We start from the raw sequence: 23,208 nt of genomic DNA, 5'->3' as shown, positions 1-23,208 counted from the left end.
ACATACAAGACGTACCGTTCCCTTACCGACGGGTCTGGAACCGACTTCCCGTCTTTCGTGCAATTTTCCCGCTTGGTTACTGAACTTTTTTGGTCTTTTTCCGATTTGATGCATATAAGTTTATGCTTCCTTTCCAGGAAACAAGGAAGCGTCAAATGTCTAACTAATAAAAAACTTATGGCAACAGTTAAAACAGTATTGGTAAAAGGAAGGAGCAACCGGTCCGGCAAATTCCCGTTAGTCGTACAGGTTCTTCACAAGCGAAGGAAAAAGGTTGTTTATACAGGATTCAGCATCCCGGATACCCTGTTTGATCCCGTAAAAGGGAGGGTTATCGACGGCGGGGAAAACACCCCGGAGTCGATTCGGAGGATCAACAACAGGTGCGAAAGTATCTCAAGGGTACTGTTAAAGTGTATTTCAATGATAGAGAAGAAATCCCGGGAATACGAAATAGAGGACGTATTCAGGACTTACGGCGTGTTAACCCGCGAAGCCGGTTTTTATTTCTATTTTTCACGGAAAATCCGAGAGCTTCGTGAATGCGGTCATGAGGGAACAGCCCGGGCATACGCCTCCAGCCTGCGTTCCATGCAGAGGTACCTGGGAAAAAAGGATTTTCCTTTCATAAAACTCTCTTCCCGGATCATTTCCGACTACCAGGGGAAACTACTCGCTTCGGGTATATGCGATAACACCATTGGTTTTTATCTGCATAATATCAAGGCTCTTTTCAGGAAGGGATGTCGGGAGATGGGCCTGGAACTTCCTTGCCCATTTCGCGATATAAGCATTAAAACGGAAAAAACTCTCAAACGCTCCCTTGATCCGGTTGTGATTAAAACACTATCCGCAATTGAACTGGAAAAGGACAGCCCATTATCTCTTGCCCGGGACATTTTCATGTTCAGCTTTTACACGCGTGGAATGTCATTCGTCGATATTGCATTGCTAAAAAAGAGGCATGTTTTCCCGGGTGAAATCTGTTACAGGCGTCACAAGACCGATCAATTGATGCGGGTAGGTATAAACAAGGAGATCAGTCGTATCCTGGAAAGATACAAGAATGTACCGGGAGAATACATCTTCCCGTTGTTTCCGGCAGAACGGGATCCGTACGCTGGTTATAGAAGTGCCTACCATAGGATTCGTTACTCCCTGGGAAAGATTTCCCGGGTCATTGGTTTGGAATTCCCGCTGAGACTTCATGCGGCCCGCCATTCATGGGCCACGATAGCCAAGGTGAACGGTGCCTCGGTTCATGTTATTGGTGAGTGTCTGGGGCATACGTCGGAAAAAACGACCCGAATCTATCTGAAAGAACTGGATCATTCCGCACTGGATGCGGTTAATAATCAAGTGGCTGACTTCATTTTAGCGGTGGATGATTGACCGGGCCCGACCGCGAAAGATATCAGCTCAAATTCTTCAGTTCCCGTCTGGACGATGGACGGCGGTTAACCACTCCCAAAGAGGCTTTTACCACCGATAATTTTACCATTCCCGGATGTTTCTGTAAATCCCGCCTTGGTGCACGTGGCGGGATTATACAGGAAAAAAAGGAACACCTTATTTAGCTAATTTATCTTATACCGTCTTCAATTGAAAGATGGCTACGAGAGGGATTTACATGTTATGGTATCTACGTTTTGGACCGGCATCTGTTGGGTAAACAGATGATTTAATGGAATAATAATATTTTTCTACATTAGTTAAATTCTATTATCTAAGATATTTTTTTCACTTTAATTATAGTATATTATCACAATATACGTATATTTGTTCCTGTTTCTTCACTCTCTCCCGTAGAGAGTGGAAAATCAAAAAAAACTTACAGTATGTGTAAAAAAATAGCGTAATCCTTTTTTTATTTGGATTACGCTGCAAATTTAAAGACAATAATTTTGTTGGCTGTTTCCGTTTTGGCTCTATTATTTATCAATTTCTTATCTCCCCCATTCAGAGATTGTTTAACCGCCTTTTATCTGCTGTCTTAACTCTTTGGGAGAACATCCCAGACATCTTTTGCAAAATCTGGAGAAGTGTGCAAGAGAGGAAAACTCCAGTTCATTGGCAATGGTTCCCAACGGCAGGTCTGTAACTGAAAGTTTGTATTTGATTTCTCCCAACAACTGTTTCTGCATCCATTCGGCTGGAGCCTCTCCAAACTCCGCGGAAAACTGTCTTTTGAAGGCGGAAAGGGAGATATCACAGGCCGATGCGAGTTCTTTTACGGTCCTGCAACTTTTGTAATTGTTCAAGACCTTATTTTTGAAGTCTTGCGAACGGCCTATAATCATATAGAAAAAATTCGCAAGTTCCTGTCTGGAATAGTAAAAGCGAATGTTCCAGAAAAGTTCCTTGAGTTTTATTTCGTGAAAATGGATACAGTTCGCTCCATCTTCCAGATAACACACCAGTAGTTCAAGAAATTTGCATAACCGATCCCTGATTTCAAGAGGTTCCATACGATATTCGACAATTTCCCTCAGGTGGTATAACTCTGAAAAGGAGGCCCTTTGACAGGGCCATACTCCCCCCTCGAACAGGGCAGCCACGACTTCACATTTTTCCAGTGATTGGGTGTTAAACAGGCTGTCACGGCAAAAAAAGACCATCTCTCCTGATGAAACAGTGAACTGAAAACCGTTGCAGGAGAATTGCAGACTTCCCTTGAGTACGAACAGGATACAATCTTTTACCAATTCCTCCTCGTGGTTCAATCCTTCGTCAAATTTATAATACCGGAATCCCTCCTGCATAGATTTTGAGTAATTATAACAAGACGTGTGCTCGTTCAAATAAAAAAGTTCCATTGTTTCTGTTTTTGTTGCCTAATGAAAATATTAGTAATCTTATTTTCAGTTAGTTATATGATAAAATCTGTCCATGTTTCATCTTTTATTTCTTTTTGGCATCTATAACCGCTTTCCAGAGCGGATTTTGAAAAATTTTCCACTCTCTACGGGAGAGAGTGGAAAATAAGAAAGTCATCGAATAAAGGTTTACATTATGCGAATGAGTCATGAGATATTCAACATGGAATGGTCCAACAGGGATTCGATTTACCTGCATACTCGGGACGGTGTCCTCTATTCGGCTTTCGCCGGATCGGCTGAAAGACTTTTAAGTCTCGTGGGCGGGTTGCGTCCCTGCAGGTCCTTCTGGTGCGGGCAGGAGTTTCCGGCCGTCCACTCTATACGTGCAAGAAAGATTCTGGAGTTTTTTCCGGGAAGCTGCATTTTTATTAATGATTATTACATAAGGATAACTTTGGCTTGTCCTCTTATAAAATAAAGTAACGAAACAATGAATAACAGTATGATGAAACCGTTTTTTCTTCTGGTGTTTTTGCTTTGTTCGGCTGGTGCCTTCTCTCAAAAGGTTGCCTTGAAGAACAATCTGGCCTACGATGCCTTGAAAACTCCCAACCTCTCCTTGGAGTTCTCCATGGGGCGTAAATGGACCCTTGACACACAGGTGGGTATGAATTTCTTTTTCTACACGCGGGACGCCACGTCTTCCCGGTACAAGGCAAAGAAGTTCAGTCACTGGCTTGTCCAGCCGGAGCTCCGTTATTGGACCTGTGACGTTTTCAACGGCTGGTTCTTCGGGTTGCATGCCCATGGCGGCCAGATGAATATCGGAGGTGTCGATGTCCCCTTCGTGCTTCAGAAAGGGGACGGAAACATGAAGGACCACCGTTACGAGGGTTATTTCTGGGGAGGCGGGTTGAGCGCCGGTTACCAGTGGGTGCTTTCCAACCGTTTCAATATCGAGGCCTCCTTGGGTATCGGTTACGTGCACGCCCGTTATGACAAGTACAAGTGTACCACCTGCGGGCAGAAGCTGGGCAAGGGGGATGCGGACTACATAGGTCCCACCAGGGCCGCCATTTCAATTATTTACATGTTGAAATAACTCCCTGAATCCGGGGACACAATTTTTTATTCTATCATGCTAAAAATGTATATCAATGAAACCTTACCATATTAACAAGAAGCAAATCCTTATCATGGGCTGCCTGGGAATGTTTCCCTTGTTTTCTTCCGCCCAGGACATTTTATCAACGTCAGGTACCTCGCGTTGGGATTATTCAAACAGCCGTGTGGAGCGTGAACCGGGTAGAGATGCGTTGGATATTACTTTCAGTGTCTTCCCTCTGGCAGGGCTTGGAAGCCAGGAAGTCGCTTACCTGTTCCCCGTCTATGTCTCGGCTGACGGGCGTGACAGCGTCCGCCTCGAACCGGTCTGCGTGGCCGGCAAGAGAAGATATAAGGTGATCAAGCGTCGAAAGGCGTTGGGCAACCTGAAACCCGGTAACCCCGGATCCGGCGAGGTCCGTTCCGCCAAGGTGCTGGAAAGTTCGGGCCTGACTGTGAAAAGGAGCGTCCCTTTTGAACGGTGGATGGCTGACGGGCGTCTCGTTGTCAGGGAGGTGTCGTACGGCTGTGCCGAGTGCGGCACGAACGAGAGCGAGGATATTGCCTTTCAGGCCGGTATCCCCCTCTTCGGGGAAAAGGATTATGCTTACAGTTTCATCGAACCGGAAAAGGTCATGATCAAATGCTACAAGGATTCCTTCGACTGTAAGGTGGTCTTTCCTGTTGCACGCCACGACCTGCAGGAAGATTTTGCAGGCAATGCTCAGGAGCTTGACAGGCTGAAGAAGTTTCTCTCGGAGAACCTGAATATTCAAGGAACGTCACTCAAGGAGGTACATATAAAAGGCTATGCCTCTCCCGAGGGGAGCTTCGATTACAACAGGTCCCTCGCGCAACGACGCACCCAAACCCTTTCAGATTATATTTCGCGTCAATACCCCGCCTTGAAAAATGCACCGGTTTATCGTACCGAGGGTATCGGGGAGGACTGGGAGGGTCTTAAATCGATGGTCAGCGGCTCCACCCTCGTCAACAGGGACGAAATTCTTTTTATCATCGGACATAACGAGCGTGACACGGAACGCGAGGAGGCCATCCGTGCCTTGGATGACGGCAGGAGCTATCGCCTCCTCCTCGAAGAGTTCTACCCGGGACTGCGGCGCACGACTTTCGGTCTCAGTTTTGACGTGAGACCTTACACGGTGGAGGAACTTCCCGAAATTTTTGAAACGAAACCCGAGTGTCTCAGTCAGCACGAGATGTACCAGCTGGCCGGACTGTACGCTTCCCGGGGGATGTCTCCCCTTCCGGTGTACGAGAGGGCCTACGGGCAGTTCCCGGATGACGCCGTGGCAATCCTGAATTACGCCAACGCCCTGTTGAAATACGGGCAGGATGCGGACGGCGCGTTGCGGGTGTTGGAACCGGTAACGAATGACAGCCGTGCTTTCTTTCCCATGGCCGTTGCCTATAACATGAAAGGTGACTGGAGGAAGGCGGAAGAATTGATCAAGAAAGCCGGTATGGCCCAGGGCAAACAAAAACTCTCAGGGGAGCCCGGGGACGGTGGAAACAATCAGCAGATAGAGATGTAACTCAGACATAGTTATATATAGTATTAGTAATCTTAATTTAAAAACAATTCGAATTATGAAAGTAATGAAGTATTTTGCAGTGGCCTCGTTGGCGTTGTTCGCTGCATGTAACAACGAAGAGAATCCGGTAGCGCCGGAGAGTGGCAACCAACCGGTTGATGTGGTGATGTCAGTGGCATTACCCGGTCCGGGCACACGTGCCGCCATGGGCGAATTGCAGAACACCGCCAACGACCAGGATGCGGCATCGGTTGAAAAACTGCATGTGTACTTGGTGGCTGGGGAAGACATTGTCCTGTCGAAGGAATTTACAAAAGATACTGATGATTTTACCAAGCTGACTTCGGCTACTGCCGTGGGTGCAGAGGCAACGACGGGAGGTTATAAATTCCTTGACGTGGACAATGGCGTGACAAAGGCACTTGTTATCGCTAACCCTCAGGGAGCGTTGGTTGACGGTGAGGGAAAGACTGTTGCTGAAATCAGCAAACAACAGCTGAAAGCCCAAATTAATGAAGTGATTTATGCCGGTTCTGAAACACTTACCACTGTTGGCGCCGAGCCTTATGGCGTCAATCCTCAGGAAGACAAACGTACCGTGAAGAAGGCCGAGCTCACCTTGACCGCCAGCATGAACCGCTTCCAGGTGACCGGTACCAAGTTTGTCAAGGTTATCTGGAAAGACGGGAAAAAGACCGAGGCTGAACAATGGTGCACGACTTGGCTGGCCAAGGATGAAAATAAGGGAAAGAGCAGTGCCGAAGCGTGGGCCGCTTTCAAGGCTGATGCCGCAGGCTTCAACGGCCAGACATGGGACGGCAAGTCCGACATTGCCCAACAGGCCAGCCTGAGTCAATGGCTGCAGGTTGTCGAAGTGACCACTGCAAACCAAGGTATCCTGATGAACCGTTTCAGCAGAACGCTCTCTGTTCCTCAACTTACAGTGGAAGAAGAGGCAAACTGGTTCTGGGCCAAGACCTACGCCGGAGACCGCTATAAATTCGAAGACGGCACGTTCAAACCCGACGGTAACACGGACTTGTCGGAAGTGGCCTCCTATTTCAATGCAGCGGGTTTCGATTTCGCACAGGGGGCAAAGGCCGCAGCGTTTAACTTCTTCGTGAACGGCATTACGGGTTACGGTAAGGAAAACAACGCTCCAAAACTTGCTTTCGTTTTCAAGACAGGTGACGACGGCGTATCCGCCGACAGACGTTTTGTCGTTATATCCGGTTACGCGAAGGCAGAAGGTGAAACTGCAGGCACGACGGATCTGGAAGCCGGCAAGGGCGGTTACCTGATCAATCTGGATCTCGCTGCGCTGAACGGGGGCCAGGGTATCCTCGTGGATGTTGACCCGAGCATTCCTGAAGGTGTGACTCCCGAACCGGGCGGACAGGGGGATTTGGAGGACGAGAACGTGAACGTCATCGTCCGTGTCGAGGTGCAGCCTTGGACCGCTGTGAACGTATTCCCCATCCTTGACTGATACAGATAGAGAGTAATAGCCGCTTGCCGGAGCGCTTTTCCCGTATCGGCCCTGACAGGCCGGTACCGGAATCCGCCCCGCACTCTCGGGGAGGGGAAAGTTTGTCCCCTCCCTTTTTTATTACCCGCGGGAGGGAAACGTGTCCTCTCTTTCGGGAAAATTACAGTATTGATTTATAATAATTAGTGTAAAGTATGAACATAAGAAACATACCGACCTGGCTGGGCCTGTTGGCCGCTTTATACCTCGTGACCGCATGTGACCGGGTGTATGACGACCTGAGCGGCTGCCTTGGCAACACGATCGTCTTCTCCTACCTGGCCGATGACAACCAGGAACATCTGCAGGAATACGTGGATGACATTGACGTCTTCATCTTTGACGTCGGGAACGGGGCCTTGGTGGAGAAACACCACCTGGAGGGAGAACAGCTGCTTTCACCGCTGGAGGTCAGGCTCCCGGAAGGTGATTATAAAGTAGTGGCCGTGGGCAACGCGTTGAACGAGACGGTTATCGGGGATGGTGCTTACGGTGAAGCGTCGGTTTCCCGGCCCGAACTGGCGGAAAAGGACGGATCGGCGGCCGGCACGTTTGACAGGCTATACCTTGGGGAAACCACCATCACGTCGAAGGTCATGAACGACTCCCGTGACGTGGTAAGACTTTATTCCCAGCACGTGAAAATCCATGCGGTAGTCCTTCCCGACGACGATGAGAACGCCGGGACCTGGTACGAACAGAACAAGGGGACGGGCTTCCGCCTGACGATGGAAACGCTCTCAGCCCGTTTCTCCTTTTCCGGGCAGCGTTCCGGAGAAACATCCTTCGACCTTCCGTTTTACACGGGAGGAAAAAACGACCGTTTCGTGCTTGATTTCAATACCCTGCGCTTCAAGGACGGGGACCCGCTGACGATCCGTCTTATGCAGGGAGATAAGGTTCTCTGCATGGTAGATGTCGCGGAATATATCGCTCTGTATCCCGACCAGATACGGATAACGGGGCGGCAGGAAGCGGTGCTTCCACTGTTCTTCCGCCAGAATCCCCGTTCTCTGACAGTAAGTGTAAAACCCTGGGAAGCCGTTGACGTGGTTCCCATAACCGATTGATGAATATTATGCTGAAAGATACTAAATATACTCGCACGGTAAGGGCCTTGAGGAACTTTGTGATGACGGTGTTGCCGCTCTTTTTCCTTGCCCTGACAGGATGCCGGAACGAAGAAGATATCCCGGAACGGCTTTCCGGAGAGGATGACGTGACCGTCAGGCTGAACCTGTCAACCCGTGGCGTAACAGCCGGGGGAAGTGAGATGCTGGACCTTTATTCCTCCGATCCGGCCAACTGGTATAAAACCGGCACACTGTTTCCCCAAGCCCCCGCACAGCCCAGAATAGCACTTATGGTTTTCAACAAGGAGCAGAACCGGTATGTGTACAGTCGCCTGCTTCCTTTCAGTTCGGGCAACGCGGAGGGGGAATATCAAACCAAGATACGCATCCCCAAAGGCGAGAGTGAATTCTATGCTTTCTATGCCCCCAACCAGACAGGAAAGGACCTGCCCTATTATACGCCCGGAGGAATCCTGCAGAACGCAGTTCCATGGGACTTCCTCGGGGAAGGCATGGAGGAGGTGGACAGGGAGGATATTGTCGAAGCCGCATTCCCTGCCATCATCAGGGAGCAGGATGACGGCAGTCTCGGCATTCCGGTGGACAACCCGTACGATGGTGTGACTCCTTCCCCGTCGGATGAGAAGATTATAGATTGGACAACAACTTCCAATATCTCTTGGGATGACGCTCCCGGAATATCCAACAGGTTGCATATGGGCATGCTTTCGGGAAAGCTGTCCACGGCCGTCCAGCCCGCTTCCGGGGAGCAGGTGCAGGATATCACAATCCCGCTGTTCCGTGATTTCTCCCGTGTCAGAATATACATCGCAAGCATTGCCCCCTTTGAGCAGATCATTTATAATTATAAAAGGATTGCCTTTTTGAACTTTCCGGTACTGATGTCTCCTTCTTTCAGGGAGAATGACTCGGACGGCGGCCAGCTTGCAGGATCCACCCCGGGAACGGGAAAGAACACGGAGCATACGGGCACGTATTCCTATGGAATAAAAAATGAAGCGCAACTGACCATCTACGAGGCCCCCCTCAATGCCAGCGGAGGGATTGACTATACGGAAATGGACGCCCAAAAATACGAGCAGTTCTTCCTTCCCCAGTACCTGGCCCCGTATATTCCGGAAGCCAATTCCTGGCAGGAAGGACACCCTCACCCGAAGATACAGCTGACAGTGGAGTATTATACAGGAGGAAACATCTCACAGACCAGGACAAGGACCTTTTTGCTTGACATTGGCGAGGAAAGTTCTCCCGGGGTGTATTCCGGCCCCATTTACCCGAACCGGGATTATAAGGTATTCATGGTCTTGCCGGAAGCCGCGGACAGAGAGATTATCTACCGGGTCGAATCCTGGGAGCGGAAGGATGTGGAGTTCCCTCCTTTTCAGTGATGTTCACGATTTTGTCATTATAAATTTTTATTATATATGAAAGCATATAGGCTGAAAATAACTTGTTTCATTCTTTTGTTACTGCCCGTTCTTACCTGCTGTACGGACGAGGAGCTGCTTCGGGGCAGCGGTGTCCCGGAAGGCGTGCCCACGACGGTAGACATCAGCGTGGGTACGGCAGCCAACAGGGCCAAGACACGTTCGGGCCTGCCGGAAGGCGAGGAGAGAAAGATATACAACCTTTACCTGTGGGTTTTCGATTCCCGCGGCGGCGTGGAGTTCTCCCGGGAGTATCCCCGTGCGGAGCTTTATCAGGCCGCTGCTGCCTTGGAAACGGCAACCGGCGAGAAGGACACGGATGCACCCACGAGCATGGGATTGCTGAAAAACATCCCCATTACCTCGGGAGAGAAGACGCTGGTCCTGCTGGCGAACTATAAATCGGATGGTGACGGGCTGTTTCAGGTAGAGCCCGGGATCCTGGCTGGCGTGTCGTCCCTTTCGGACATTCAGAGGGTCAAGGCGGAGATGACCGCCCGTACCCTGTTCCGACCGAACGGGAACCTGCTGATGTCAGTTACCAAGACGGAGGAGATCAGTCCCGACACCAGGCGCCTCGAGGTCTCCCTGAAACGTGCGGAGGCGAAAATCACGGTCAACCTGAAAACCGGGGAGGGGCTCACGTTCGTGCCCGGGACATGGAGAGTCGGTAACGTGCCGGCTTCGACCTTTGTCACCGAGCATGTCAAGGGCAGTGACGCCGGGGCTCCCTGGGATGCCGGCGGGATGGAGATGGATTCGTACTGGTTGTCCGAATTATTCCAGTTCGAGGGCGACGCTACTACTACTACTACTACGTTTTACCTTCCGGAGAACCGGAAATTGGCAAAAAAAATGATAACTCCCGCCTCTCCCGGTTACAATGCGGAGAGGAAGGGGTATGACCTGCGGCAGAAACAAGTGAAGTCTCCCGTTCCCGATGCTACGGAGAAGCCGAACGTGCAGAACGGAGCTACAGAATACGCTCCGGATCTGGCTCCCTACATCGAGTTCACGGGTGAGTTACGCCAGGATATGACAACCGGTGAAGTCTCAACGGAGCGTTTCGGGAGGGTGACCTACCGCGTTTATCTGGGATACACGGCGGAGAATGATCCGGTCAACGATTATGATATAGAACGTAACGTGCACTATACCTATAACGTGACGATCAAGGGGATGAACGACCTGGTAGTGGAGGCGATGTCCGACAAGGACCGGGAAGAGGAGCCCGCTCCCGGGGTGGAAGGCCTTGTATATGACGCTCACCGCTCCTTCAGTTTTGACTGCCATTATGAACAGGGCCTGATGCGTTTCAACAAGGACGAGCTTGCCATCTTCAGTCCGGATGGCAGTTTGAAGGACGACGCGATGATCTCCTTTGCTATACGCACCCCGTTCTGTGACAAGATAGTCTCTTACACGAGGGCGGAGCTGGAACAGCTGGAGGATAACGGATACGTTCCTTCAGGGGAGAAGAAGGCAGACACTGGTTGGCTCGCGTTCTTCATCCACCCGAGCACCCTGTCTGACAATGGAAACGAAACCATGGAATATTACTCCAACACGGGGGCGCATCTGCTTTCGCTGGAACAGTTTCTTTACCGACTTGTCAAAGAGCCCGATTATGTATTTAATGCCTCCACGGGGCTTTGCAAGGTGACGGTTTACGCCAACGAGTATTTCTACGAGCGGAACCCCATGCAGGATGGCGCCCCCGAGGACAAGAACTTGTGGAAAACCTTTGCCAACGCCCCGGATCGGACTTTCGACCTGCTGGTGAACACGTCGCATGAAATCTCCCCCGACGGGCAGTCACGTTATCACCAGGCTGTCGTTTCCATCCGTCAGATGTCCATCAAGACGGTGTTTACGGAGGGACCCGAAGGCATGCGTGTCTGGGGGGTGGAAAACGTGAACGAGACACCGGACCTGGACTTTATGGTGAAGGCTCCGGGAGAACCGGATGCTTTTTATAATAAATATACATCCAACGGCTGGTCGAATACCTGGAAGGTGATGGCAAGGTCGGGCGACTTCAGTCAAGAGGTCATGATTGACCCGATGAGAAGAAGTAAACAAGACCAGTTATGGCAGGTCATGACGAAGGTGGACAACGCGAAGCTGACTCTCAGCAGAGACCATTATAATTTGGCAGCCAAGAATTACCACGCCGAATATGCCTGTTTCACCCCGTTTTTACGGAACCGGGATGATAACCGTGATGGCCGGATGCAGGCCGCCGAGATGAAGTGGTATATTCCTTCGGTGAGCGAGAGCGGTATGCTTCTCGTGGGGGAACGGGCGTTGCCGTTACATTCCAGGCTGCACGGGCACGCCCCCTCGGACAACGCCACAGCATTTTATATGTCAAGAGCCTTTATGGCAAGTACAAACCTTTCTTTATACTCTTCCAACCCCTATATTTGTATCTTGGAGTCCCGCAGCGTGACTCCCATCGCAAACTTTGATTATTACAAGGGAGGGAACTCACCCGGGGACCGCACCCCCTACTCGGAAGTGAGGTTGATCAGGGATCTGGGGATGCTGGAGTCTGGGGAAGAAAGCTATCACATCGAGGAGTTGGGCAAGGAACTGAACAAGTCTCTTGTCAATAACAGGACGAAAGAGGAATATCTGGTCTTTAGGGCAGATAACCTGCCATACAGCATGACGCGTGGAGTAAGAGCCATTTACGAGTTGCCCGCGCATGATGAGGACTCCCAGAGCAACACCATTTACAAGAACGGGTTTGAGGTGGCCAAGTATATCGCCAATAAGATAGATAAGCCCAAGGATTTGAATAATCCTGACAGGAAGAGCGAGTATTACTTACAGGATTGGAGCACGCTGATGGCGGACATCGAACAGGGAAACAGCCCGTGCGCCTATTATTACCAGGAGGCGGACAAGAGCGACCTGGGAACCTGGCGGGTGCCCAACGAGGTGGAATTGATCATCATGTGCGGGAGCCTGTTCGACTGGCATAACCCTGAGAAAAAGGAGGTTTACGAATTCGGTAATGACCTTCCTTCTCTGGGAGTAGTAGAATCTGAAGTTCTCCATTCTCGGACGGGATTTTCCAAGCGTAGCATGAACGGGGCAAGATCGTTCAGTGCCGGCTACCAGATGTATCTCCATGGTTATCTCCGATGGGTCACGACCGTGGATACCCAGTGGGCGGGTGACAATGACAGGCTTGTGAATAACAGGAAGGGATACGTGCGTTGCGTGAGGGACCTTGAATAGTCTGGTCCCGGGGATTGGGGAAGGAATTTCCCAGTTTTGCAGGTGTGACCGGAGGAAGCCGTATCATGGCTTTTCTCCGGTCTTTTCGATATGAGGAAAAGTTTTTTCATCGTAAAGGGCCGAAAGGAAAACCTGCGATCGAATCAAGCGAGGCATAAAAATAAATCGGGTAGCGTGAAGGTACTCACGTGCCCCATAATTAAGGAATAACATGATAGAAACGTACTTTAACAACTTGATGCAGGAGGTCGAACGTAAGATGGGCATTGAATCTTCCCGTATGGAGGGAGAGCAAGTGATACGGACTTGTCAGGAGATGGTTTCTTTTTTGAGGGAGCGATCCCGTGAGTTGAAGGACTATGTCCTAAACCACCCATTCTCCAACGTGGAAGAGGAAATCTGCTTTTTCAAGTATTACAAGCCTGCCCTGACGGGACGCCTGCTGTATTATTACCGGGTATACCAGATCGAGAGCGGTTGTTCATGTTGCCCGGAGATTGCCCGGATGCATTACCGCAAGGCTATGAAAGAATACCAGCGGAAACTGGAACGATACCTTCCCTTTTACCAGTATTACCGGAGCGGGGCGACTTACCGGGACCATTACTATTTCCGCCGTGCCAAAAAGGAGCTGAGCCCGGAAAGCGGAAGTTTTATGCTGGAGGAGGATTCGGTGATGTCAACCGGTTATGACTTGTTGGCCGCAAGACTGATAGCGGCGGAAATGTTACTTGGTTATCTGAACCGGAAAGTGCTGCTGGCAATGGAGGGGGCGTATGCCGTGCAGGAAAAGGAGCACCATTGGACGGACCGGAAGGCGGCTGCCGTGGAACTGATATATGGCATTTGGGCGATGGGTAGCGTGGATAACGGGAGGGTGAGCATTGTCGAGCTCGTGATGCTGTTCGAACAAATGTTCCATATTGACCTGGGAGACGTGTACCACACGTTTATCTCCATGCGTAACCGGAAGAACAGCCGGACAGCTTACCTTGATCAAATGAAGGAACGTTTGTTGAAACGAATGGACGAAACGGACGGATAACCTTTTGTAAAACAAGGAAGAGACTGGCAGGTTCATAGCAAGTTGCCAAATCACCTTTCCCGATACGCCATTTGGTGAAAATACAGTATATAGCCACCGTAGAGAGCCCGAATAAGGCTCCGCGGCGGTTTTTTTGTACCAGAAAAAAAACTTTGGCAGCTTGCTACGAACGTGAAAAGAAAAACGGTCGAACAGACTGACCTTTGTAACCGGAAACCAAATTATTAAAAGATTATGGAAATAATAGCAATCGAAAGCAAAGCGTTTGCTACCCTCGTGGAGAAGATAGAGGGGATAGCGGCATACGTGGAGGCGTCCGGAACAAAGGAGTGGGAGCAATGGCCGGTAGCGGATAAGAAGGGTACGAGGAAGGCAGGGCTATGGATGACGGGAAAGGAAGTGTGTGAACAACTTGAAATCAGTCCCCGTACTTTGCAGCGTTACCGCACGAACCGTATCATCGCTTACTCTATCTGCGGGAGGAAGATACGTTACCGCCGTACGGACGTGGAACAGTTCCATGAGCGTTGGATACGGGAAACGCCTGACAAGCTGGTGGACCGAATGATTGAAGCGTACCCTTTACACCAATGCAAAAGCAGATCATATGGTAAGAAAAGAGGAAATACTGGCAAAAACAGGTAACGGACTGGAGGTGTTCCGTCATTATCTGCCCGTAAAATGGCGGGTGGGTCGAAATTTCCTGAATCCGCTGTACGCTGATGGCAGGGCCTCGTGTAACGTTTATTATGATCGCCACAGCGGGATGTGCAGGATGAAGGACTTTGGTAACGGTGAGTATTCGGGAGACTGTTTCTTCCTTGTGGCGAAACTGAAAGGACTGGACTGCCGGAGTGCCGCTGATTTCGTGGAAGTGCTGCACACCATTGACCGGGAGTTGTGCCTGGGGTTGGATGGGGCCATCCCTTCCGGTACCAACAATCGGGAGGGAAGCTGCCGGACGACACGGCCCGTAACGGGTGCACGAGAGAAAAGTGAGGGGGAAAATACCGGGGAGAGCATTCCCGGGGATACTGTCACGGGCACGGAAGGGAAAGATTTATCCCGCGAGCGTCCTGGACCAAGCCCCTACCAAGTAGCTGAAAAGTCTTTCACAGAGAGAGAGCTCGCCTACTGGGGCATATCGGGCATCACGGTAGAGGTGCTGCACCGTTACGGGGTGGTGTCGCTCGCCGAGTACCGGAGCGAGACAAGGGAAGGCAAGACGTTCGGCTTTACTTCAACCCCGGCGGAACCGATGTTCGGCTACAGGGGGAAATGGGGCGTGAAGGTGTACCGCCCGTTATCGGAAGTGCGTTTCGTCTATGGCGGTCATACGGGCGACAACTACTGTTTCGGTCTGGAACAACTGCCCTCGAAGGGCGACCTGCTCTTCCTCACGGGTGGCGAGAAGGACGTGATGACGCTTGCGGCTCACGGTTTCCAAGCCATCTGCTTCAACTCGGAAACCTCGGTAATCCCGGCGAAGACCGTCCGGAAGCTCGTCTATCGCTTCAAGCACATCGTACTGCTGTACGACACGGACAAGACGGGGCTGGAATGCTCGGAGAAGCACCGGGTACAACTGTCGGAGTACGGTGTTAAACGGCTGGTACTACCGCTGCCGGGGACGAAATCAGAGAAAGACGTGACGGACTATTTTAAAGCCGGACACACACGGGAGGATTTGATGGGGCTGTTCCTGAAACTGCTCGACACGCTGTACGGGGACACGATGGCGGTACTGAAATCGTGTGAGATCGATTACGACTGCCCGCCGGAGCAGGCAGTCGCTATCGTGACCGCCGGGGACGTGCCGTTAGGCTCGGAAGAGAACATACTCTGCATCACGGGCGGAGAAGGGACGGGCAAGAGTAACTATACCGCCGCGTTGGTCGCCGGGGCAATTATGGAACGGGAGGAGGACGCGGACCTTCTTGGGGTGAAGGTGGAACCGAACCGAAAGGGGCGTGCGGTGCTGCTGTACGACACGGAACAGAGCGAGCAACAGCTCTACAAGAACACGGGGCGGCTGCTGCGGCGTGCCGGTCGGGAGAAAATGCCGCCTTACCTGCACGTGTACTGCCTGACGGGGATGTCGAGGAACGAGCGGCTGACCGCCATCATCCAAAGCATGGACAAGTACCACTACCTGCACGGGGGCATCCATCTGGTCGTCATCGACGGAGTTGCCGACCTGATCCGTTGCGCCAACGACGAGGCGGAGAGCGTGGCGCTGGTTGACGAAATTTACCGCCTGGCGGGAATTTACCGCACGTGCATCACCGCCGTGGTACATTTCGTGCCGAACGGGTTGAAGTTGCGGGGACACTTGGGCAGCGAGTTGCAGCGGAAGTCGGCGGCTATCCTCTCCATCGAGAAGGACGAGAACCCGGAGGTGTCGGTGGTGAAGGCATTGAAGGTCAGGGATGGAAGCCCGCTGGATATCCCGCTGATGCAGTTCCGCTGGGACAAACAGGCCGGGATGCCTGTCTATATGGGAGAGAAACCGAGGGTGGAGAAAGAAAGGCGCAAGGAGAAGGAACTGTCTGAAATGGCACGGGCAGCGTTCGTCACGCAAAAAAAGTATGGCTATATCGAGCTATGCGAACTGATACAGGAAACCCTGGACGTGAAGGAACGGACGGCGAAGGGGTACATCCGTTACATGCGGGAAAAGGAAATTATTGAAAAGGAGGGCGACTGCTATGTATATGGACAGCGAAAAATTTGAGAATTGGATGGAGCGTATCATGGAACGTTTCGACCGGACGGAGAAGTTGTTGGAGAGAGTACTGAAGAAGAGCAACGCGCTGGATGGAGAGGAGGTACTGGATAACCAGGACCTGTGCCTGCTGCTGAAGGTCGGTATTCGCACATTGCAACGTTACCGTGCCATTGGGATACTGCCGTACTTCACTATCAGTGGCAAGGTCTTCTATCGGGTGAAAGATGTGCACGAGTTCCTCCGCAACCAGTTTGCCGCTGTGGAGGAACGGGCTGCAAAACGGAAGGAGAAGGAAGTCCGGAAAGAGGAAAGGCGCAGGAAAAAAGGCTTGTTTCCGTAAAAGTGATATTTCCTTTATGATTTCTGTTAGTGGACGGGGACTTGCCGGATCGTGAGATTAGGCAGGGCTATTGTTTTGTTATTCGGGAAGTTTCCCGTACCTTTGTGACAAAGTACGGCAGGTGGTACTCTACCGGGGTACGGTTGCTGTCATGACATGAAAGATTCATACCCGGCTTGGAAGCAAGCAGGGATTGATATACATATTGTACGTTCGCTGAACGTCTTGGAATAGAAAACTGGCACTTTTCAAAAAAGACAAGATGTATAGCGCAATGTTCATGCTGTATGCTTATACGGCGTGAGTTTGCCTATTCTGTCTTTTAGGTATGCCAGTACCTCTATTCCGGAATAGTGTGAGTTCACGCTGTTCTTTTTGGTGCGAGGCGGGCATAATCCTTAAAAACACATTGTTATGGAACAGATTACCTTGCACGTGTACCAATCCATCGACGGCTGTCCGGTCATAGCGGACAAGTGTTTCAATGCGGTAGTGGACGCCTGTGCCTACGTGCTGATTGACGAGGAAACTTACCTGCGTATTTACCTGAATGATCTTGACTGGCCGCTTGAGGCAAAGGAGACCTTGGTCGTGACGAACGGCTGTATAGACTTGACAGAGACAGAACGGGTACGTTTTGTCAGGGGGAATGTGGTAACGGAACTGCAACGGATAAAGGAGAATGGCGACGGTATGGTGGTGGCTTACGGAGGAGAAACCGGAGTTTTACTCTTGGACAACGGGCTGGCAGATGAAATCGTGATGACAACCGTGCCGGTGCTGGTCGGTAACAGTGAGAAGGGGCTGGAGTGCGGACCGAACGACGGCAGGATATGGGCTGTACGGTCGAGCGAAGTGCTGGAGGACGGGAAAATCCGAACGGTGTACGGGAGGATGTAATAAAAAAGCAACCCGCCGATTTGGGCATTATTAAAGAGGCTTGGCAGGTTCTATTGATTGCAAAGATAACGGAAATAGTTGGAACGACAAATATTAGAATACTACAAATGCGCAACTATGTGTTGCGCATTTGTTATTATTGCCGGATTGTCTTTAAAATCAACTCTTTTAATTGTTGTTCAGTCGGAAGTTGCAACTGGTATTTGGAAACGAATATCTGTTCATCCAATCCGGTTGTGGTGTACCGCACCAACGCATCGTTCTTGTCCGTTACCAGCAAAATGCCGATAGGCGGGTTATCGCCCGGCTCCATCACTTCGGCTTTATAATAATTCAGGTATGAATAAAGTTGTGACACATGAGCGTGGTTGAAAGTATCAACTTTCAATTCGCACAAAATATGACATTTCAAAATCCGGTGGTAGAAGACCATATCAATGAAATAAAATTCGTCACCGATAAGGATTCTTTTTTGTCTGGCTTCGAAACAGAAGCCGTTTCCGAGTTCGATAATGAAGTCTCGCAAATGGTCGAGCAGAAGTGTTTCGAGTTCCTTCTCCTTTAGCAAAGAAGCCCGTTGCTGCGGAATGTTCAGGAACTCGAAGAAATAGTCATCCTTGACGGCATCGGTTACAGTTTGTGGGTGAATCTTCTGCTGAATGGCAGCAAGTGCATTTTCCATGTTGCCGGATAAGCCGACACGTTCATAACTCAACGCTCCTATCTGCCGTTTGAGTTCACGGACAGAAAGCCCGGTTTGGATGGTGAGCATTTCGTAATACATCCGCTTGATAGGATTGTCGATTTTTACCAGTTCGATAAAGTGGGTAAAAGAAATAGAGCTGAGTAGTTTCTGAGGCTCTATCGTATTAACTATATCTTGTTTGTTTTCAGCATTTTGTAATAAGTGCATCAGTGATGCACTTTTTCCAAGACCCTGCATTTCCAATAAGTGCATCGTTGATGCACCTGTTGGAGGCAATATCGTTTTTATTACAGTTGCCAACTGGGGATATACCATATAGAAGACTCGTGAACGCTTGAATAATGTAATATTCAATCCTTTTAAATTAACTTTTTGTTCCAAGTTTTTCAATAAGAATTCCCCATATTTGGCACGGTCTTCTCCGTTCTGCTCGAACTCCACGATATAAAAACCGATAAGCCAGTTACGCATGGTCTGGCACTGGTTTACGGCTTTGACCGCACTCTGTTGTAATCGTTGGTGCGTGTCGGCTATGATGGTTGCTAATTGTTCAAAATTCATGTTATGCTATTGTTGAATGTTGATTAAAGCCGTTCGGGTATTGTGCCCGGAACGGTTGCCATCCGGCCACAGAAAAGAGCAATCCCGCCTTTTCTATGTGACCGATTGGCAAATATAGGGATTATTGCCGGGATTACGGATATAAAAACTTGAATTCCTGTGGGCTACCATTGTCTATCAAGAGCCGTTCGTGCTGCAGAGCCGGGCGGCTTCCGCTACGGAGATCCAACCGATGCCGTTCATCGCCTGTGCTCCTTTCCTTTGGACTTGTCCGTGTGAGGCGGGAACCCGTATACGATGCGGAAGTCCTTGTCGAAAGTGAGGTATGCATCGAAGGGCTTATCCTCCCTACTCCTGAATCCTTTGATCAGGGCAGTCCTGCCTTTGGTCACGAGGTCGGTAATCTGGCTGTCGGTGAGCTGCTTCTCCCCCTTGTTGCGGAAGACGGTAAGGGAACAATCGACGTTGCTGCACTTGGCGACCTTCGGGTAAAGGAGGATGCGACCGGAACGGCACTTGGGGCACGGGATATGTCCGCCGTCCGCCACCGATACCTGCACTTGCAGGAGTTCTTCGGTAATCTGGGCGGCATAGACCTCGATGGCCTTGCGGAAGCTGTCGGGATTCATCTCCCCGCTCTCGATCTTGGCGAGGGCGGTCTCCCACTGCCCGGTCATCTCGACATCGGCGATGCGCTTGTCCTTCACTATCTGATACACGGCAAGCCCCTTGTCCGTCGGCACGAGGCTCTTCTTCTCCCGGCGCACGTAGTCACGGGCAAAGAGGGTCTCGATGATGGAGGCACGGGTGGCGGGCGTGCCGATACCGTTCCCTTTCAAACTGTCTCGAAGCTCGTCGTCCTGCAACTCCCTGCCGCAATGCTCCATCGCCGAAAGGAGGCTGCTCTCGGTGTGCAGGGGACGGGGCTTGGTCTGTTTCTCCACACACTCCGCCGATTGCAGGGGGAAAGCCTCGTCGGTCTGCAAAGTCGGCAAAGCGGCTGTTCCCTCGTCGTCCTCCTCCCGCTCGTTCCGCACGGCACGCCATCCGGCGGATCTGACGACCGTCCCCTTGGCGGTGAACACGCTGTTCCCTGCCGTGAAAGAGACGGTGGTAGCGTCCTTGAGGCAACGGGCGGAGAAGGCTTCGAGCAGGCGGGCGGCTACCATGTCATATACCGTGCGTTCGTCGGCGGACAGCTCGCCGGGCAGACACTCGGTGATGATGAGCGCATGGTGGTCGGTGACTTTCCCTGCGTCCACGCTGCGGCGGTTGAGCGAAGCTCCTTTCAGGGCGGCGGCATGGGCGGCGAAAGCCGGGTACCGCTCCAGCAGGGCGATACGATCGGGTATCTCGTCGAACACATCGTCCGATAGGTAGCGGGAGCCGGTACGGGGGTAGCTCAACACCTTCTTCTCGTAAAGCGACTGGGCGATGGAGAGGGTCTTGTCTGCCGAGAAGCCGTACCTGCCGTTCGCCTCTTTCTGCAAGGCGGTCAGGTCATAGAGCAAGGGAGGTTCTTGGCTCACCTCCCTGCGCTGCAAGTCGGCAACCTCCACCGTCCCCGTTGCGGTTACAGCGCCGAGAGCGGCATTTGCCGCCGGAAGGGTTTCGTAACGCAATTCAGAGATGGCGGCGAAGGGCGTGCCGTCCTTTTCAGCCGTGACCTTCAGCCGGTAATAGGTCTGCGGGGTGAAATCCCTGTTCTCCAGATAACGGGAGCAGATCATCATCAAGGTGGGTGTCTGTACCCGTCCGAGGGAGTAGATGCCCTGCCCGGCGGCGATACTGAGAGCTTGGGTGGCGTTTAATCCAATCTCCCAGTCGGCGATAGCACGGGCTTCGGCGGCACGGTAGAGGTTGTCGTAGTCGCTTCCGATTTTGAGGTTGTCCAGCCCTTCCCGGATGGCACGGTCGGTCAGCGAGGAGATCCAGAGGCGCAGGCAGGGTTTGCGGCAGCCAAGGTAATTGTAGATGTACCGATGAATGGCTTCACCCTCACGCCCGGCATCGGTCGCCACGACGATACGATCGGAACGGTCGAAAACCTCCCTGATGACCTTCAACTGTTTGAGTACGCCGGGGTCGGGCTTGTACTCCTTGCCCTCCCGTATCTGGCGGGGGATGTACTTGAACTCCTGCGGCAGAATGGGCAGGTTCTCACGCCGGAAGCCCGCATAGCCGTATGCTTCGGGCATGGCAAGCTGGACGAGATGGCCGAACGCCCAGGTAACGAGGTAGCCGTTACCTGAGAGGTAGCCATCGTGCCGCTCTCGGACATTCAACACGTTTGCTATATCCTTCGCTACGGAAGGCTTTTCAGCGATAACTGCTGTAATCATATTTCTTTAAAATTTAACGGTTTGACAAAAGTTATCCCGTCGTCCGGACGGGATAACCGTGTAATTCATTTACAGAGTGGCGGGGGAAATCAGCGGCGGACACCCCGGCTGCGCTTGGGCTTGTCGGGCTGTTCCTGCTTCTGTGACTGTTTCCGTTCCTCTTTCTGCTCCTGCTTGCGCTCCTGCTGCTGTTTCTGCTCCCCGGTGGGGCGCTGCTGTGCGGATTGCAGGGCTTCTTTCAGGTTGCGGGTCGCCTCTACGGTCTTGCCCTCGGAATTGACCGCCACCTGCACCTCGTTCTCCACGGCGGGCTTGACACGCCCCTCTTCGAGTGCCGCCTTGTAGTCCTTGGGAAACATGAAGGCGGGCTTCTCGCCGGGCTTCCATGTGATGTAGCCTTGGTAGGCTTTTCCTTTCTTGTCCACCAGACCGGAGACCTTGACCGTTCCCCCGGCTTCGAGTTCGAGGCGGGACTTCTCGGTAAGCTCCTGCTTGCGGAAAGTCTTCGGCACCTCCTGATTGGCGGTCTGTTTCAGGTTCGTCTTGTACGCATCCATCGCCAGCTTGCCCCGGTCGCCGAAGAGAAATTCGAGCTGCATCTTGGCTGCGCTGAACTGTACGGGAGCCGGGTAGATCTTGGGTTGCTCCCCCTCCTTGGCTCTGGAAAGGAACTGGCAGACCACCGCCTCGCCCTGTTTGAGCCGGGCTATTTCGTCCGGGGTGAAGGTATGCCCGTTCTTCTCCGCCGGGATATTGACCTTGGAGAGCGGGAAAGCGACCAGCTCGTTGGTCTTGAGGTTGCGGCTGACAAGGGCTTCGACCTGCTCGCCCGCCCGGTTGGTGACGGTCGCCGGGTGCCCCATGTTGCCCGTCTGCCGGAGCACCTGCTTGTCGGAGTCGGTGATGTCGTAACCGAAGAACTGCTTCTGCATCTTCTCCGGGTCGAGGATGCCGTGGCTGCAAACGGTCAGCCTGCCGTCCGTGCCGGGTTTGAGCGAGAGCTGGCTATCGTTGCTGTGCGAGATGCCCTCGAAGTGGAAATGCACCCGGACGGTCTTGTCGGTCTGGAAGCCCCGGAGCATCTGGTCGAGCATCCCGTTGCCCTCAATCTGTTCCCGCTGCACGCCGAGGGCAGCGAGGCTGTTCCAGTCGATGTCCTCCGGGCGGTACTTGTACTGCGGGTTCTGTTCGGTCTGCCCGGCGGACTGCTGCGGCGCATCCTCCGGCTGTTGCTGCTGCCCGGCTTGGGTCTGCTGCTGTGCCTGCACGGGCGGCTGCACCTCGTACTGTGCGAGGAGCGGCTCACCTGTCTTGACCGACCGGCTCTCCCGCTGCCGGAAATCGGCGGCTACCCGCTGCACCTCCTCTTCCGGCACACGGAAGAAATGGAAGCGGGTCGGATCTTTCAACTGGCTCCAGAGGTTGGAAAAGAAATTTGAAAACATATCGCCGTGGCGATCCACCCGCAGGAGGTCGTTGTTGTCCTCCAGTGGGTTCTTGGTCTGTAACTCGCCGTCCTTTACTCCGCTGACGGCTTGGAGCGTGCCTTTCTCGTCCATGACGAGCAGGATGTCCATTAACTGCTGGCTGCTGTCCGGTTGTTCGTCCATAATCTGAAAAAATTAAATGGTGAATATTTTTAAGGTTCCGATTGAAACCGGACGTAAAGATATGGGATGAATGCTGGAAACGTGCAATTTACGGCTTAGGTATCCTCGTTTGTCCTCCTGTTCGTAGATTTGTCACATTCCGGTTCGAGAGTAATTGAAGTTTTGATTTTCTCGTGACCTTTTTACCCCGAATAAACTG

At 51.9% G+C, this 23,208-nt stretch carries 16 protein-coding genes; 12 read left to right on the top strand and 4 right to left on the bottom strand.

All coding sequences use genetic code 11. The features are described 5' to 3' along the window. The first annotated feature begins 177 nt into the window (after nt 1–177). Nucleotides 178–1,392: a tyrosine-type recombinase/integrase gene (locus HMPREF0106_RS07340; protein ID WP_007485338.1), complete on the top strand. Its 1,215-nt coding sequence runs from the start codon at nt 178–180 to the stop codon at nt 1,390–1,392. 578 nt (nt 1,393–1,970) lie between these two features. On the opposite strand, the gene HMPREF0106_RS07345 is transcribed toward HMPREF0106_RS07340, so the two are convergent. Then, the gene (locus HMPREF0106_RS07345; RefSeq protein ID WP_009040578.1) at nt 1,971–2,816 is read right to left on the bottom strand and encodes an AraC family transcriptional regulator; all 846 of its coding nucleotides are present in this window, start codon (nt 2,814–2,816) and stop codon (nt 1,971–1,973) included. Nucleotides 2,817–3,309: 493 nt separating this feature from the next. Here HMPREF0106_RS07345 and HMPREF0106_RS07350 point away from each other — a divergent pair, with 493 nt between their 5' ends. From HMPREF0106_RS07350 to HMPREF0106_RS07400, 11 genes are all read left to right on the top strand, one after another. Further along, nucleotides 3,310–3,921, top strand: coding sequence for a DUF3575 domain-containing protein (locus HMPREF0106_RS07350; protein WP_005823195.1), 612 nt, complete (start codon nt 3,310–3,312; stop codon nt 3,919–3,921). A gap of 55 nt (nt 3,922–3,976) precedes the next feature. Beyond that, nucleotides 3,977–5,479: a hypothetical protein gene (locus HMPREF0106_RS07355; protein WP_009040577.1), complete on the top strand. Its 1,503-nt coding sequence runs from the start codon at nt 3,977–3,979 to the stop codon at nt 5,477–5,479. 55 nt (nt 5,480–5,534) lie between these two features. Next, on the top strand, nt 5,535–6,968 hold the full coding sequence (locus tag HMPREF0106_RS07360) for a hypothetical protein (protein WP_009040576.1): 1,434 nt from the start codon (nt 5,535–5,537) through the stop codon (nt 6,966–6,968). 194 nt (nt 6,969–7,162) lie between these two features. Next, nucleotides 7,163–8,077 (top strand): FimB/Mfa2 family fimbrial subunit, encoded by a 915-nt coding sequence (locus tag HMPREF0106_RS07365; protein ID WP_009040575.1) that lies wholly within the window; start codon nt 7,163–7,165, stop codon nt 8,075–8,077. Next, on the top strand, nt 8,077–9,489 hold the full coding sequence (locus HMPREF0106_RS07370; protein ID WP_005823186.1) for a DUF5042 domain-containing protein: 1,413 nt from the start codon (nt 8,077–8,079) through the stop codon (nt 9,487–9,489). Before HMPREF0106_RS07365 ends, HMPREF0106_RS07370 begins: the two co-directional genes overlap by 1 nt. Nucleotides 9,490–9,525: 36 nt before the next feature. Then, nucleotides 9,526–12,777, top strand: coding sequence for a fimbrial protein (locus tag HMPREF0106_RS07375; RefSeq protein ID WP_009040574.1), 3,252 nt, complete (start codon nt 9,526–9,528; stop codon nt 12,775–12,777). 211 nt (nt 12,778–12,988) lie between these two features. Then, nucleotides 12,989–13,822, top strand: a complete 834-nt coding sequence (locus HMPREF0106_RS07380; protein WP_008640868.1) for an RteC domain-containing protein — start codon at nt 12,989–12,991, stop codon at nt 13,820–13,822. A 234-nt stretch (nt 13,823–14,056) separates the two neighbouring features. Next, a complete protein-coding gene (locus HMPREF0106_RS07385) occupies nt 14,057–14,467 on the top strand; it encodes a helix-turn-helix domain-containing protein (RefSeq protein WP_032851536.1) in 411 nt (136 codons plus the stop codon). After that, complete coding sequence (locus HMPREF0106_RS07390) at nt 14,430–16,556, top strand: bifunctional DNA primase/helicase (protein WP_009040573.1); 2,127 nt, start codon at nt 14,430–14,432, stop codon at nt 16,554–16,556. Before HMPREF0106_RS07385 ends, HMPREF0106_RS07390 begins: the two co-directional genes overlap by 38 nt. Next, nucleotides 16,531–16,890, top strand: coding sequence for a helix-turn-helix domain-containing protein (locus HMPREF0106_RS07395; RefSeq protein WP_008640871.1), 360 nt, complete (start codon nt 16,531–16,533; stop codon nt 16,888–16,890). The genes HMPREF0106_RS07390 and HMPREF0106_RS07395 overlap by 26 nt, the downstream gene beginning before the upstream one ends. A 414-nt stretch (nt 16,891–17,304) precedes the next feature. Further along, the gene (locus HMPREF0106_RS07400; RefSeq protein ID WP_009040572.1) at nt 17,305–17,790 is read left to right on the top strand and encodes a dihydrofolate reductase family protein; all 486 of its coding nucleotides are present in this window, start codon (nt 17,305–17,307) and stop codon (nt 17,788–17,790) included. 136 nt (nt 17,791–17,926) lie between these two features. On the opposite strand, the gene HMPREF0106_RS07405 is transcribed toward HMPREF0106_RS07400, so the two are convergent. The 3 genes from HMPREF0106_RS07405 to HMPREF0106_RS07415 form a co-directional block, all read right to left on the bottom strand. After that, a complete protein-coding gene (locus HMPREF0106_RS07405) occupies nt 17,927–19,057 on the bottom strand; it encodes a YhcG family protein (protein WP_009040571.1) in 1,131 nt (376 codons plus the stop codon). A 239-nt stretch (nt 19,058–19,296) separates the two neighbouring features. Further along, nucleotides 19,297–21,399 carry a type IA DNA topoisomerase gene (topB, locus tag HMPREF0106_RS07410; RefSeq protein ID WP_009040570.1) on the bottom strand — a complete coding sequence of 701 codons (2,103 nt, stop codon included), beginning with the start codon at nt 21,397–21,399 and terminating at the stop codon, nt 19,297–19,299. A gap of 89 nt (nt 21,400–21,488) precedes the next feature. After that, complete coding sequence (locus HMPREF0106_RS07415; protein ID WP_009040569.1) at nt 21,489–23,009, bottom strand: DUF4099 domain-containing protein; 1,521 nt, start codon at nt 23,007–23,009, stop codon at nt 21,489–21,491. Nucleotides 23,010–23,208 lie beyond the last annotated feature (199 nt).

Source organism: Bacteroides sp. D22 (genome assembly GCF_000163675.1).
GTDB lineage: Bacteria > Bacteroidota > Bacteroidia > Bacteroidales > Bacteroidaceae > Bacteroides > Bacteroides xylanisolvens.
Note: the sequence above shows the minus strand (reverse complement) of the source record. Positions and strands in the feature narration are given on the sequence as shown.

Bases quoted from the DNA above. Each gene is read 5' to 3' on its own strand.
- HMPREF0106_RS07350 (WP_005823195.1), top strand. From the start codon at position 3,310: ATGAATAACAGTATGATGAAACCGTTTTTTCTTCTGGTGTTTTTGCTT.
- HMPREF0106_RS07395 (WP_008640871.1), top strand. From the start codon at position 16,531: ATGTATATGGACAGCGAAAAATTTGAGAATTGGATGGAGCGTATCATG.
- HMPREF0106_RS07370 (WP_005823186.1), top strand. From the start codon at position 8,077: ATGAATATTATGCTGAAAGATACTAAATATACTCGCACGGTAAGGGCC.
- HMPREF0106_RS07365 (WP_009040575.1), top strand. From the start codon at position 7,163: ATGAACATAAGAAACATACCGACCTGGCTGGGCCTGTTGGCCGCTTTA.
- HMPREF0106_RS07340 (WP_007485338.1), top strand. From the start codon at position 178: ATGGCAACAGTTAAAACAGTATTGGTAAAAGGAAGGAGCAACCGGTCC.
- HMPREF0106_RS07375 (WP_009040574.1), top strand. From the start codon at position 9,526: ATGAAAGCATATAGGCTGAAAATAACTTGTTTCATTCTTTTGTTACTG.
- HMPREF0106_RS07360 (WP_009040576.1), top strand. From the start codon at position 5,535: ATGAAAGTAATGAAGTATTTTGCAGTGGCCTCGTTGGCGTTGTTCGCT.
- HMPREF0106_RS07345 (WP_009040578.1), bottom strand. From the start codon at position 2,816: ATGGAACTTTTTTATTTGAACGAGCACACGTCTTGTTATAATTACTCA.
- HMPREF0106_RS07385 (WP_032851536.1), top strand. From the start codon at position 14,057: ATGGAAATAATAGCAATCGAAAGCAAAGCGTTTGCTACCCTCGTGGAG.
- HMPREF0106_RS07380 (WP_008640868.1), top strand. From the start codon at position 12,989: ATGATAGAAACGTACTTTAACAACTTGATGCAGGAGGTCGAACGTAAG.
- topB (WP_009040570.1), bottom strand. From the start codon at position 21,399: ATGATTACAGCAGTTATCGCTGAAAAGCCTTCCGTAGCGAAGGATATA.
- HMPREF0106_RS07390 (WP_009040573.1), top strand. From the start codon at position 14,430: ATGGTAAGAAAAGAGGAAATACTGGCAAAAACAGGTAACGGACTGGAG.
- HMPREF0106_RS07415 (WP_009040569.1), bottom strand. From the start codon at position 23,009: ATGGACGAACAACCGGACAGCAGCCAGCAGTTAATGGACATCCTGCTC.
- HMPREF0106_RS07405 (WP_009040571.1), bottom strand. From the start codon at position 19,057: ATGAATTTTGAACAATTAGCAACCATCATAGCCGACACGCACCAACGA.
- HMPREF0106_RS07355 (WP_009040577.1), top strand. From the start codon at position 3,977: ATGAAACCTTACCATATTAACAAGAAGCAAATCCTTATCATGGGCTGC.
- HMPREF0106_RS07400 (WP_009040572.1), top strand. From the start codon at position 17,305: ATGGAACAGATTACCTTGCACGTGTACCAATCCATCGACGGCTGTCCG.